This is a genomic window from Corallococcus sp. AB038B, assembly GCF_003668955.1.
GTDB lineage: Bacteria > Myxococcota > Myxococcia > Myxococcales > Myxococcaceae > Corallococcus > Corallococcus exiguus.
On sequence record NZ_RAWO01000005.1, the window covers coordinates 315,153 to 328,553 of the forward strand.

Annotated in this window: 9 protein-coding genes; 6 read left to right on the forward strand and 3 right to left on the reverse strand. The window is 71.3% G+C overall.

The genetic code is table 11. The annotated features are described in order from the left end of the window. The first annotated feature begins 14 nt into the window (after positions 1 to 14). The 4 genes from D7Y04_RS22690 to D7Y04_RS22705 are packed head-to-tail and all read left to right on the forward strand — an operon-like array spanning position 15 to position 8,517. Complete coding sequence (locus tag D7Y04_RS22690; RefSeq protein WP_014399053.1) at positions 15 to 956, forward strand: ExeA family protein; 942 nt, start codon at positions 15 to 17, stop codon at positions 954 to 956. 4 nt (positions 957 to 960) lie between these two features. Further along, the gene (locus tag D7Y04_RS22695; RefSeq protein ID WP_121760681.1) at positions 961 to 4,887 is read left to right on the forward strand and encodes a translocation/assembly module TamB domain-containing protein; all 3,927 of its coding nucleotides are present in this window, start codon (positions 961 to 963) and stop codon (positions 4,885 to 4,887) included. A 14-nt stretch (positions 4,888 to 4,901) separates the two neighbouring features. Then, entirely contained in the window at positions 4,902 to 7,970 is a 3,069-nt protein-coding gene (locus D7Y04_RS22700; RefSeq protein ID WP_121760682.1) for a POTRA domain-containing protein, read from the forward strand. A 16-nt stretch (positions 7,971 to 7,986) separates the two neighbouring features. Continuing rightward, on the forward strand, positions 7,987 to 8,517 hold the full coding sequence (locus tag D7Y04_RS22705) for a hypothetical protein (protein WP_121760683.1): 531 nt from the start codon (positions 7,987 to 7,989) through the stop codon (positions 8,515 to 8,517). 10 nt (positions 8,518 to 8,527) lie between these two features. On the opposite strand, the gene D7Y04_RS22710 is transcribed toward D7Y04_RS22705, so the two are convergent. The 3 genes from D7Y04_RS22710 to D7Y04_RS22720 all read right to left on the reverse strand — a co-directional run bounded on the left by D7Y04_RS22710 (position 8,528) and on the right by D7Y04_RS22720 (position 11,790). Beyond that, a complete protein-coding gene (locus D7Y04_RS22710; protein WP_121760684.1) occupies positions 8,528 to 9,661 on the reverse strand; it encodes a putative Ig domain-containing protein in 1,134 nt (377 codons plus the stop codon). Positions 9,662 to 9,773: 112 nt separating this feature from the next. Continuing rightward, positions 9,774 to 10,526, reverse strand: coding sequence for a hypothetical protein (locus D7Y04_RS22715; protein WP_121760685.1), 753 nt, complete (start codon positions 10,524 to 10,526; stop codon positions 9,774 to 9,776). A gap of 7 nt (positions 10,527 to 10,533) precedes the next feature. Continuing rightward, positions 10,534 to 11,790 (reverse strand): hypothetical protein, encoded by a 1,257-nt coding sequence (locus D7Y04_RS22720; protein ID WP_121760686.1) that lies wholly within the window; start codon positions 11,788 to 11,790, stop codon positions 10,534 to 10,536. Positions 11,791 to 11,919: 129 nt separating this feature from the next. On the opposite strand from D7Y04_RS22720, the gene D7Y04_RS22725 reads away from it, so the two are divergent. Further along, positions 11,920 to 12,549: an RNA polymerase sigma factor gene (locus tag D7Y04_RS22725; protein WP_120598584.1), complete on the forward strand. Its 630-nt coding sequence runs from the start codon at positions 11,920 to 11,922 to the stop codon at positions 12,547 to 12,549. Continuing rightward, the gene (locus D7Y04_RS22730) at positions 12,546 to 13,316 is read left to right on the forward strand and encodes a hypothetical protein (protein WP_121760687.1); all 771 of its coding nucleotides are present in this window, start codon (positions 12,546 to 12,548) and stop codon (positions 13,314 to 13,316) included. The genes D7Y04_RS22725 and D7Y04_RS22730 overlap by 4 nt, the downstream gene beginning before the upstream one ends. The last annotated feature ends 85 nt before the right edge of the window (positions 13,317 to 13,401 follow it).

Consider the following 13,401-nt stretch of genomic DNA (forward strand, 5'->3'; position numbering starts at 1 on the left):
AGGCCCGGCGAGCGATGACGACCTACCTCGATTTCTTCGAACTCACCCAGGAGCCGTTCTCCAACGCTCCGGTGAGCCGCTTCTATTACAACTCCGCGCAGCACTCGCAGGCCCTCACGCGGCTGATGCACGCCGTGGGCTACATGAAGGGCCTGTCCATCCTCATTGGCGACATCGGCGCGGGCAAGACGACGCTCGCCCGGCGCATGCTCGACTCGCTTCCGGAGTCCGAGTACGAGGCCGCGCTGCTCGTCATCATCCACTCGGGCATCACTGCCCAGTGGCTGTTGCGCCGCATCGCGCTCCAGTTGGGCGTGGAGAACCCCGCGCAGGAGAAGCTGGCGCTCCTGTCGCAGCTCTACCAGCGCCTGCTGCAAATCTATGAGTCCGGCAAGAAGGCCGTCGTCCTCATCGACGAGGCGCAGATGCTGGAGACGCGCGAGCTCATGGAGGAGTTCCGGGGGCTGCTCAACCTGGAAGTGCCGGAGCGCAAGCTCATCTCCTTCGTCTTCTTCGGCCTGCCGGAGATTGAGAAGAACCTGAAGCTGGACCCGCCGCTCGCCCAGCGCGTGGCGCTCCGCTACAAGCTGGAGCCCTTCACGGCGGAGTCCACGGAGGCGTACGTGAAGCACCGGCTGCGGCTCGCCGGCTGCCCGCGCATGCCCTTCACGCCGGAGGCGCTGCTCGCCGTGCACGAGCACTCTGGCGGCACCCCGCGCGTCATCAACACCTTGTGCGACAACGCCCTCTTCGAGGCGTTCCTCGCGCGCTCGGAGACCATCAGCGCGGAGCTGGTGCACCGCATCGGCAACAACCTGGGGCTCCAGGGTGGCTCGGCTGCTTCCCAGGCAAGCGAGCGGGCGAGCGCGCCCGCCACCTCGCTGCCCCGGACGGCGAACACCAAAATCGACCTGGCGGAGATCGACCGCTACCTCGAGGGACTCGGTAAGCTCTAGCGGCTTGTCCCTCCCCAGCCGCAACAGTGCAGCGCGCAAGGCGCTCTTGTTGGTGCTCCTCGTGGTGTCGGGGAGCATCCTGCTATTGCGTCAGCCGTTCACCTGGGACGCCGCCTGCACCCTGGCGCGCAGGCAGCTGCCGGACCTGCTGGGCGTGGGCATCGGCATCGGCCGGTGCGAGTTGGATCCGCTGGGCTCGCGCGTGGTGCTGCACGGCGTGTCGGTGTTCGCGCCGGGCAGCGACACGCCGCTGTTCGCCGCGGACGAGGCGGAGGTGGGGCTGGGCTTCCTGTCTCCGCTGTCCCGCCGCTTCATGCTGGGCCATGTGCGCGTGCGCCATCCGCGAGTGGCGCTGGATTTGTCCCGGCCCTCCTCGGCCCCGCCTTCCTCCGACGGCACGTGCCCGCTCACGCCGCTGACCCGCGTGGGCGTGGGGCGCGTGGACATCACCGGTGCGGAGGTGCGCCTCGCGCTGCCGGACGGGCGGGGCGTGGAGGTGGAGAACCTGGACGTGGGGTGGGTGGAGCACTGGGGCGTGATGGAGCTGGAGGTGGGCGCGCGGCGGGGCCTGGTGCGCCTGGGCGCGGGCGGCGGCGAGCTGACGCTGGGGCAGCTGGGCTTCACCGGCGCGTTGGATCCGGATGAAGGGCTGCTGGACGTGGAGCGCGCGGAGGTGACGCTCGACGACATCACCGCCACGGTGTCCGGCCGCGTGGAGACGCTGTGTCATCCGGTGCTCGCGCTGGACGCGCAGGTGTTCCTGCCGCTGCGCACGCTGTCGCAAGCGAAGCTGTTGCCGCGTCCGGCCACCGGGCACCTGTGGACGCGCCTGTCCGTCACCGGGAAGCCTTCCGCGCTCGCGGTGGGCGCGGACCTGTCCGCGAGCAACCTGGCCTATGAGCAGTACGGCCCGGTGAGCCTCAACGCGCGCCTGTCGTACGCGGGGGACCGCGTGCGGGTGGAGTCGCTGGAGGCCCCGCTGGGCTCCGGCAAGGTGAAGCTGTCGGGCGCGTTGAAGCTCACGCCGGAGCTGCCCGTGGACGTGACGCTCCAGACGGAGGACGCGTCCTTCGGGCGCATCCTGGAGCGCGCGGGCGTGGCGGGCTCCTGGGTGGACTTCCCCGCGACGGCGAACGCGCACCTTACCGGGACGCTGCTGCCCCGGCCGTCGCTGTCCGGGCCGTTGGATTTGCGCAGCGGCCGCTTCGTGCTGGCCACGCGCGCGTTCGACGCGCCGGTCAGCGCGGGCAAGACGCTGCTCACCTTCGAGCGCGGCCGCGCGCAGACGGCCGTGAAGCTGACGGGGGACCGTGTGTCCTTCAGCCGCCTCACAGTGGAGTCCGGCCGCTCGCGCGTGCACGGCGACGTGACGCTCTACTTCGACTCCGCGCGCGGCCTGGACATCCAGGGCAACGGCGAACTGGAGCTGTCGGACTTCGGCCACATCGCGGAGCTGCCGTGGTCCGGGAAGGGCTCCGCGAACTACTCCATCGTGGGGCCGTACTCGGACGTGAAGGTGGACGCGAGCCTGTCCCTGCGCGACTTCACCTTCTGGGGCTTCGGCCTGGGCGTGACGCAGGCGAAGCTGTCGTACTCGAAGGGCCTGCTGTCCTTCCCGTCGCTCACCGGCCAGAAGGGGCGCACGCAGTACTTCGGCAACGCGAAGCTCACCTTCGCGCGCCTGCTGCACCTGCGCCTGGACGTGACGGTGCCGCAGGGCCGCACCGAGGACCTGGTGGACCTGGTGGCGGGCCTGAGCCCGTCCATCGCCGTGGTGCAGGGCCAGTTCGCGGGCGCGGCTTCCGGGCGCGTCGAAATCGACAGTCCCCTGGAGAAGCTGGAGGGGCTGGTGGCCTTCGACCTGCGCGACACCACGTACCTGGGCCGCAGGCTGGGCGCGGGCTCCGCGCGGCTGCGCTTCGTGGACGGCAAGGAGATGGTGCTGGAGCGCACCGTGCTGGACGGCCGGCTGGGGCGCACCTGGGTGGAGGGCTCCTTCGGCTTCACCGCGGGCGCGCTGGACTACCGCTTCGGCGGAGAGAACCTGTCGCTCGCGGAGGCCGTGGGGCAGGAGACCGCGGAGGAGATGGGCATCCAGGGCACGCTCGCGCTCGCGGGCACCGTGGCGGGCTCGGCGGACAAGCCCGACATCCAGGCCACGCTGAAGGGCCCGCACATCACCTTCGCGTCGCGCGACCTGGGCGCCATGGACCTAACGCTGCGCCAGGAGGGCAAGCAGCTGCGCATCACCGGCCGCCCCTTCCGCGACGCGCAGGGCTACCTGAACATGACGGTGAAGGAGCCCTACCTCTTCGACTCCACCGTCGACCTGCTGCTGCCTGAAATCAAGCCGCTGCTGCCGCAGGTGCCGGCGTTGGCGGGCGTCACCGGCATGCTCGCGGGGCGCGTGACGCTGCAGGGCCCGCTGTTGCAGCCGGGGGCCTACACGGTGGGGGCGACCGTGCGGGAGCTGTCGCTCGCGCGGGGCGACCTGCGCGGCCGCAACCAGGGGCCCATCGTGCTGACGTACATCAACAACCGGCTGGACGTGCAGCCCTTCCGCTTCAGTGGCGCGTCGGTGGACTTCACGTTGGGCGGCTGGATGAGCCGGCGCGCCATCAACATGAGCCTGCGCGAGGGGCGCATGGACGTGCGGCTCCTGGAGCCGCTGTTGCCCGGCATGGAGCGCGTGGGCGGCCAGCTGCGCGTGGACGCGGAGGCCACCGGATCGATGGACGCGCCATCGGTGGTGGGCACCGCGGAGCTGTCCGACGTGCGCCTGTCCATGCGCGACCTGCCGCTCACCGTGCGCGGCATGTCCGGCCGCCTGGAGATGACGGGCCAGCGCGTGCTGCTGGAGCACCTGCAGGCCCAGGTCAACGAAGGCCAGGTGTCCGCGCGCGGCGACATCCGGCTGGAGCGCTTCGTGCCCAAGCGGCTGGCGCTGACGCTGCAACTGGATGCCGTGCCGTACCGGATGACGGAGGACCTGCCGCTCACCGTGTCCGGCCTGCTGCAGGTGGTGGGTCCGCCCACGGGACCCACCGTCACGGGTGGGCTGGACATCATCAAGCTGCGCTACCAGAAGCCGCTCGACATCGAAGCGCTGCTCAAGATGATGCAGAAGAAGCCGAACCTCGCCGTGGGCGGCGGGGGCGAGCGCGCGAGGGACCCCTTCTTCACCTGGGACGTCAACGTGCACTTCGGCGACGTGCGCGTGGACAACAACCTGGCGAAGGCTCGGCTGTTGGGCGACGTGCGACTCACTGGCACTGACGTGAAGCCGGGGCTCCTGGGCCGCGTGGAGGCGGCCGAGGGCAGCCAGGCGTTCTTCCGCAACAACCTCTTCACCATCGACCAGGGGCAGCTGGAGTTCCGCGACGCGTCCGGCATCGACCCGGTGTTCGAGGTCCAGGCGCAGACGGCGGTGCGCGAGTTCGTGGTGAAGCTGCATGCGTTCGGCCGGCCGGCCAACCCCCTTGTCGTGCTGTCCTCGGAGCCGGTGCTCACGGAGGGTGACATCCTGTCGCTGTTGACACTGGGTGTGACGAGCGCGGACAAGGACACGGCCGCGTCGGCAAGCTACGGTCTGGCGGCGGAGGCCCTCTTCAACGTGTCAGGACTGGACCGGCAGGTGCGCCGGTTCCTGCCCAGCAACCCCGTTCTCAGGGACTTGTCCCTGCAGATCTCCACCACCTACAACGACGCCACCCGGCAAGCGGAGCCGACCGCACAACTGGAGTCGAAGTTCCTGTCCGAGCAGCTTAAAATCGGGATGACCCAGCCAGTGAGTGGGCGAGGTACCCGGGCACGCGCTGAGTACCGCTTCGACGACCGTCTTTCCGCACAGGCCCAGTGGGACAACGAGAACAGCCAGGCGTCGTTCGGAAACCTCGGGCTCGAGCTGAAGCTGGGCTGGGAGGTCGAGTAGCCGCGCTGGCCGCGGTGGTGCTCCTCGTGTGCGCGCTGCCGGCCTTTGCCGCGCCCGTGGGCCACGACGATGACGCTCCGGATGTGGTGGCCGTGGAGCTGCACCTGCCGGAGGGCATGGCCCCGGACGGGCTTTCGGGTCTCGTCACCCTGCGCAAGGGACAGGCGCTGACGCCGGGCGCGGTGCGCAAGTCGGTGGAGCAGCTGTTCGCCACGGGTCGCTTCGCGGACGTGGTGGCGTTCACGCAGGAGGTACCGGGGGGTGTGCGGCTGGTGTTCAAGCTCACTCCGCTGCCGCTGCTGTCGCACGTGGCGGTGCGGGGCAACCAGGTCCTCACGTCCGGGGAACTCCTGGAGGCGAGCGGGCTGCTCCAGGGCGGGCCGTTGGATCCAGAGGAGCTGGACACCGCGGCGGACGCCGTGCGCGAGGCCTACCAGCGCAAGGGCTACGACGCCGTCGACATCCAGGTGGAAGAGCGGCCGGTGCCCGCAGGCGGCGTGGCGGTGACGCTGGTGGTGGTGGAGGGCAAGCCCACCCGCGTGCGCCAGGTGACCTTCTCCGGCAGCCCCGCGCTACCGCTGCCGCGCCTGGTGGAGGCGCTGGGGATGAAGCCTGGCGAGGTCTTCGACCGGGCGAAGCTGGACGGTGGTCTGGAGCGGCTTCGCGTGCTCCTGCGCGAAGGCCAGCACTGGCGGGCCTGGGTGGGCACGCCCACCGTCGTCGTGGAGGACAGCGAGGCGTCCGTGGCGGTGCCGGTGTCCGCGGGGCCCGCGTTCCACCTGCGCTTCACGGGCAACCGCCGCTTCCCGGACTCGCTGCTGGCGCGCGTGGTGGCCTACGACGGCGAGGAGGCGATGGACGAGACCGTGGCGGCGCGGCTCGCGCGGCGGCTGGAGGCGTTCTACCGGCGGCGCGGCTTCCACGACGCGCGCGTGCGGTCGCTGGAGGTCATCCGGCCGGACGGCGAGGCGGCGGTGCTGGGCTTCCAGGTGGAGGAGGGCGCTCCGCTGCGCGTGACGGACGTGCGCTTCCATGGCAACGCGGCGCTGTCCTCCGACGTGCTTCGCTCCATGCTCACCAACCAGGTGGCGGCGCTGGAGACGTGGCCGGAGCTGGACCTGCCCATGCGCGAGGACCCGCTGGAGACGGAGGGCCGCGATCGCCGCAACGACACGAGCGTGATGTCTCCGCCCGACCCGTCCACGGTCTACGTGGAGGACGCGTGGCTGGAGGCCGCGGACGCGATGACGACGGCCTACCGCGAGCAGGGCTTCGCGTCCGCGCAGGTGACCTTCCGGGGCCTCACGCTGGACCGGGTCCATCATACGGCGGACGCGGACTTCGACGTGGAGGAGGGGCCCCAGGCGTTGATCCGCGCGCCCATCTTCCTGGGCATCCCGCTGGAGGTGGATCCCGTCTGGGTGAACCTGCTCCTGCCCGTGGGGACGCCGCTGAGCTTCGAGAAGGTGGACCAGGCGCAGGCCGCGCTGGAGCGGGGACTGGGCCGCGAGGGCTACCTCTTCGCGCACGTGACCAACTCCGTGTCGGTGGAGGAGAACGGCACCTCCGCGCAGGTGACCTACCGCACGGACGCGGGGCCTCGCGTGCGCGTGGGGCAGGTGCTGCTCCAGGGGCTGACGCGCTCGGATCCGGACGTGGTGCTGGCGCAGCTGGACCTGAAGCCTGGTTCTCCGCTGTCGGTGGAGGCCTTGGCGGAGGCGCAGCGCCGGCTGTCGCGGCTGGGGCTGTTCCGCCAGGCGGAGGTGTCGCTGGCGGACCCCAACCGCCGCGAGGCCTCCAAGGACGTGCTGGTGACGGTGCAGGAGCGCCCTCGCATCGACGGCGAGGTGTCCGGCGGCTACTTCCTGGTGGACGGTCCGCGCATCACGTTGGACACGGCGTGGCGCAACCTGGACGGCCGGGGGCTGAATCTCCTGGCGCGCGGCAAGGTGAACTACGCGGGCGCGAGCGCGGAGGCGCTGTCGTCCTCGCGGCGTCCGGCCGGGTGCTCCACGGGAGAGTTGTCCGGCGAGGCGTGTACCTCCGACCTGGATGGCTTCAGCGGCCTGGGCGGGCGCGGCAACCTGGCGCTGTCCCAGCCCCGGCTGTCCTTCCTGGCGCCGCAGGAGATTGGCGCGCGGTTGGACCTGATTGGCGAGCGCGTGCACCGGCCGTCGTACCTGTCCACGCGGTTCGCGGCGGTGCTGGGCGCGGACTGGGCGCTGGCGTCGTGGGTGAACGTGTCGCTCCAGTACGAACTGGAGAACAACCGGCTGCGCTCGCGCGGAGGCGTGCTGGAGCTCATCAACCGCGCGGACCAGGAGCGCCTGCGCTACCCGTACGGCGACTTCGCGCTGCACTCGCTGCGCCCGTCGATGACGTTGGACTTCCGCGACGACCCGGCGAACCCCCGGCGCGGCATGGTGCTGAGCAGCAGCGTGGAGTTCATGCGCGGCATCAGCGTCCACCCCACGGACGTCGCGGGCAACCGCGTGCCGGAGTTCCCCATCGACGGCGTGAAGCTGTCCGGCAGCGTGAGCGCGTACGCGCCGCTGGGTCGCCGCGCGAGCGTGGCGGTGAGCGCGCGCGCGGGCACCATCGTGCCGCTGACGCAGGGGGCGCAGAACATCGGGTCCAAGCTGTTCTACCTGGGCGGCTCCTCCAGCCTCCGGGGCTTCCGCGAAGACGGCGTGCTGCCGCAGGACGTGCGCGAGGTGCTGCACCAGCGGCTGGCCGCGTGCCGCGCCGTGATTTCCCCCGCGGGCTGCCCGGACGACCTGAAGGCCGTGCTCGCCGGACAGGTGCCCGCGAGCCAGGGCGGCGAGCTCTTCACGTTGGCCAAGGCGGAGCTGCGCGTGCCGGCCATCGCGGCGGTGGACCTGGGGCTCTTCTTCGAGGCGGGCAACCTGTGGCAGGACCGCACGCTGTTCGACCCGGGCGTGCTGCGCTACGCGGCGGGCGTGGGCCTGCGCTACGTGACGCCCGTGGGCCCGCTGGCCTTCGACGTGGGCTTCAACCTGGACCGCGACGAAGCGCTCAATGAGGCACCCACGCAGTTCCACTTCAGCATCGGGACGTTCTGACCGGAGGCCCTTGCCCATGCGAACCCACCGTGCGCGCCGTGGAGTGGCCTGGGGCCTGGGTCTGTTGGGATGGCTTGCGCTCGCGTGTCAACACGGACCGGACACGGCCGAGAAGGCGCCGCGTCCCGCGTGGATGCCGCCGGAGGGCACCTGTCCTCGCGGCGCGCAGCTCCAGATGGAGCGGCTGGGGCTGAAGGTGGGGGACCGCATCCCCGTCATCGTGGACAGCATCCAGGACCACCCGGGTCCGGCCCGGTACAACTATAGCTTCGTCATCGCGCTGCCGCAGGCGGAAGGGGAGGCGAAGCTGCCGGGAGCGCGCATCGGCGGGCGGCTCTACGTGACGAAGCACCGCGTGTTCGGCCGGTATGACCGAATCTTCACCCCGGAGAGCGGCGCCACGTCCGTGCCCTTCTGCGGCGTGCTGCTGGACACGCGCTGGGACCGGGACGGCGAAGGACTCATCGCGTATCCCAGCCCCATGAAGGGCTTCTCCGTGGTGCAGGACAACACCGGCGTCATCCAGGTGGTGGACCGCTACCCGTGAGACCCGCGCGTCAGTCGACGTGCAGGGTGTAGGCCCGCTCGTCGGAGGAGAGCAGGTCCGCGGCGTTGAGCCGGAAGGTGAAGTCACCCGGGCTCGTGGGTTTGCCGGAGAGGGTGCCGTCCTTCGTGTCCAGGAGGATGCCCGGCGGCAGCGCTCCGGCCTTCACGCTCCAGACGGTCCCACTGGTAGCGCGCACGGTGTAGCTGTAGTCGGAGCCCACGCGGCCGCCAGGCACCCCGCGAGACAACAGCTTGAGGCCGAGCGTGAGGTCCGTGAAGGTGATGGAGAGCGTGCCGGTCGTGGTCTGGGGCGGCGTGTCGCTGTCCGTCACGACCACCGTGAACGACTTCGTCTGGGCGGGGGTGCCGGTGGTGGTGCCGGTGAGGGTGCCATTGGCCGCGAGCGTCAGGCCCGCGGGCAGCGACTGCTGCGGCGCGAGGGCGAAGCTGTACGGCGCCTTGCCTCCCGTCGCGTAGATGCGCTCGGCATAGGCGCGATTGCTGATGACGTCCGTGAGCGGCTCCGGGCCCGCGACCCGCAGCAGCGGACGGACGCGCAGCAGCAGGCTGCCGCTGGCGCGCTTCGTCGGGACGCTCTGGTCGGACACCTCCACTGGGAGGACCAGATCCCCCGAGCGCGTGGGCGTCCCGGTGATGTGGCCCGCGGTGTCGAGCGTAAGGCCCGTGGGAAGCTGGGCGGTGGCGCCGAACGTGTACGGCGGGGTACCGCCGTTGGCCTGAACCCGCGAGGAGTAGCCGACGTTCTCGATGCCCTCCATCAGGATGCTGGACTCCAACGCGAGTGGGGCCGCGGGACCTGCGTCTTCGCTTCCCGCGTCTTCGCTGCCCGCATCGGCCTGGCCCGCGTCAGCCTCGCCCGCGTCCGTCTCACCGACGGGCCCGGTGCCCGCATCATCCTCCGTGCCGCCATCCACCTCCGTGTCCGGATCCTCGTCGAACCCGTCACAGCGCCCACCCTCGCCACAGGCCGGCAGGCAGCGATTCTCCGAGGCGAGGCATGACGTGCCGGAGGGGCAGCCTCCCGCTACATCGCAGGCGGCGAAGCGCGACAGGTCCGGCGCGAACGTGCACGACCCCACCGCGAGGAGGGTGGTGCTCATCAACGCGGCAAGCAGCTTCCTCATGGCAGGACCTCCGTCACGGGCGTCGCACCCTGTTGGCCGTACCTCGGGTGCGAGGCCTGCGGCAAGTGGACGCACGACCAGCGGGAGCCATCAGGTGTCCCAGTCTGTCTGCTCATGGAATCTCCCAGATGAAGGACACCGTGCCCCCGACGCCGAGCAGCGCGCCCGCGCCCACCAGCACGTTGGACGTCCGCGCCTGACGGCGGCCTGTTTCCAGCTGCGTCGTGATGCAGTCCGCGAACGCCTCGCCGGCCGTGGCGCAATCACCGCCGTTCTTCGACAGCTTCGACTCCGTGCGCCGTGCCGCCAGCCCGAAGCCCACGCCCGCGAGGAGCGCCGCGCCGCCCACGCCCCACAACACCTTGGGCAGCACGCGCGAGCCCTGGGGCTCCCGCGCCGCCTGCGTCGTCACCAGGGGCGACCACACCTGTTCAATCGCCTGCCGCGCCCGCGCGTCCGCTTCGCCCGGCATCGTGGCCGGGGCCTCGAACTGCGCTCGCGTCTCCGGGCCCCGCGCGTCCGTCACCGTGAGCGCCACGCTGCGCTTGCCTCCCACGCCCAGCGCCACGCCCCGCACCAGCCTGCGCACGCCCAGCGCCGAGGCCTGCGCGCTCCGGCACGCCGCGTCGCCACACGCCGTCAGCGCCGCGCCAGACCCTCGCAGCCGCGCCACCGTGTCCTCGCGCGACTCCAGGCACGCCTCCGGCAACGCGGCCACCGCGCGCCGCGTGGCGTCCTCCAGTTCACGCGCGTCCGCGGACGGCAGGGCCAACCTTTCGAAGGGCATGAGCACCACGCGCGTGTTCGCGTCGCACGGCGCTGACGTTCGCAGCAGCATCAACAGCAGGGATGCGGGCAGGCTCATGTCAGGCTCAGGGCACCAGCGCGGCGTCGGCTTCGTCCGACGACGGCGTGATGCCGAGGCTTGCCATGTAGCCCCGGTAGAAGCGCGGCCCGAAGGGCACGGAGAAGAGCTTGTCGCGCATCGCGTCCTGCACGGCGCCCCGGGCCGCCACGCTGGCGTCGTGCCAGGGCAGGCCGCCAGCGTCCACCACCTCCGACGCGCGGCTGATGGAGAACGGCGCCTCCCGGCCGCTGCCCCGCAGGTAGTAACCGCGCCCCACGGGCAGGGCCACCACCAGCGGACGCTCGCGCTCCTTGTGCAGCTCCACCACGCGGATGCCGCGCGAGTCCTCCACCCAGAGCCGGCCCGCCACCCCCGTGGGCACCATCAGGTAGCCCAGCGACGTGGCGTCCCCCAGGTCCGTCAGCGCGAACGCGCGGTTCAGCGCGGGCGGCTGGATGAACACGTTCGGCTGGCCCCGCACGTCGGCCGTGCCCTGGCTCGCGGCGGCCACGAAGGCCCGCAGCTCCGCGTAGTCCACCTTGCCATCCCCGTTGACGTCCCCCGCGCCCGACAGCGCCGAGCGCACCATGTGACTGAAGACGCCCGAGCGGATGGCGCTCCACTCCTGGCTCTCCTGCTCCGAGGCCGTGGACAGCACCACGCCCACCTGCGGGAAGCGCTCCAGCTCGCGGTTGCCCAAAAGCCCCTTCACCGCGTCCACGTACGCGGGGCCCACCGGCAGCGCGCCGCGCGCGTGCACGAAGAAGTACGAATCACACGCGTCCACGATGAGCTGCAGGAAGGACGCCTTGCTGGGCGCGACCACGCGCTCGTACAGCTCCGTGCGCGTCAGCGGCCCGTCCAGCAGGCTCACGGAGCCTTCGCCCGCGGCGCCGCGCTTGCCATGGCCCACGAACACGAACGTCAGCACGGGCATGGCGCCCTTCGCCCGGTCCTCCGCCATGCGGGCGTTCAGGCGGGCGAGCGCGGCCCCCAGCGCGGGGTGCGTGGGCGGGCGCGTCTTCGCGGCGAGCCCCGGGTGCAGGGCCTGCGTCTCCGCGTCGAGTACGCTCAGCAGCACCACCTCGCGCGAGCGGGGCGCGAACAGTTCGTAGTACCGGGCGCCGTCATCGTCCGCGTAGCGCAGGGGCGCCTGGGATGGCTCGGTGCCCGTGTTGCTGGCCACGATGAGGGCGTAGTGCACCTGCTCCGGCGTAGCGCTCGCGGCGCTCCCCGCCAGGAGTAGGAGAACACCCAGGACCAGCGGCCTGTGAGAGGACATATGCATCAGGGGTTTGCGCGATGCGCTGTGCGAAAGGATGCCACGGGGCCCAACCGACAATCCACTCGGCGCCGCTCGCGACAACATACGGATGACGGGACCATAACGGTCGCGGTAAGCCCCTGAGGGATGGAGTGGGATGACGACACGCTGCGCCGCTTTCGCGAAGGCACCCCAGCGGTGCTGGCGGAGGTGTATCGCGCGCACGCGGAGCCGCTCGCTCGTCTGCTCAAGGCGGCCGCATGGCGGGGAGCCTTCACCCGTCTAAGGAACGCGATGGAGCTGGAGAACACGCTGTTGGAGACCTTCGCGCGCGCCTTCGAGCCGCGCACGCGCGCTGCCTACAACGGCACGCGTCCCTATGCCCACTTCCTGATGGGCATCGCGCGCAACGTGCTGCTGGAGCAGTCGCGCGAGCGCGAGCTGGTGGGCCGCGACGAGGCCTTCGAAGGGCTCACCGAAGCCTCCTCCGAGGAGGGCGGGCTGGACGAGCTGTTGGAGGACCGCGAGGTGGAGGCGCTGCTCGCGGCGTTCAAGGGCGGCCTGTCACGTGAAGAGCAACAGCTGTTCGAGCTGCGCTTCAGCGAGGGCCTGCCCCAGGAGGAGGCCGCCACGGCGTTGGGCCTCACGCGCATCCAGGTGCGGCGGCGTGAGTTCGGGGTGAAGTCCCGGTTGCTGGGGTTCCTCCAGTCGAAGGGGTACCTCCAGGACCTGGAGACGCAGGGCTGGAGCTTCTTCAAGCGGCGGGGTGCGCGATGAGTGGGTGTGACGACCGCCGGGCGAAGCAGGCCATGGCCGCGCTCTTCGAGAAGGGCCGCGACGGGCTGGACGCGGACGGCTTCGAGCGCCTGCGCGCGCACCTGGCCACCTGTCCCGACTGTCAGGAGACGTACACGCGGCTGTCGCGCGTGGAGTCGGTGCTGGAGCAGCGGGCGCTGCCCCAGAGCAGGAGCGCGCTCCTGGAGCAGGCGCTGTTCGCCAGGCTTCAGCCCGCCCCCGCGCGTGCGGTGGTGGCGCCCGCGCGCAGGAAGTGGTTCGCATCTCCGCTCTTCATGCCCCTGGCGCTGAGCGCCGCCGCCGCGACCGTGGCGCTGGTCGTCGTGACGCCATCGATGAATCGCTCCGGGCAGGACGTGCCGGAGTGGCAGGCGCGTTCGTCCGCTCCAGGCGAAGGGGCCTGGGGCGTGCGCGCCTTCTGCATCTCGCCCGAGGGCACGGTGCTGGCGGAGGCCCGGCCCGGTGGGACGCTGACGTGCGCGGAGGGCAACGCGGTGCAGTTCAGCTACACCGCGCCGGAGCGCGTGCGCCTGTCGCTGGAGGGGCTGCCGAAGGAAGGCGAGCCACTGCACTTCTTCCCGAACGAGGGCCCGGCCCCGGAGGTCGCCGCGGGTGTGGATGTCACGCTGCCCTTCAGCACGCCCGTGCAGGGGGGGTGGCTGACGGGTCCCGTGCCGGTGCGCGCGCACTTCACCGACGCGCAGGGCCGCACCGTCGCGGACACGCAGGTCACGCTCAAGCCGCGCTGATCCGTCTCCGCGTCACCTCATCCAACCCCACGAACGAACAACCCCCCTCCCGTGCAGGCACGGGAGAGGGGCGGGGACTGCCGTA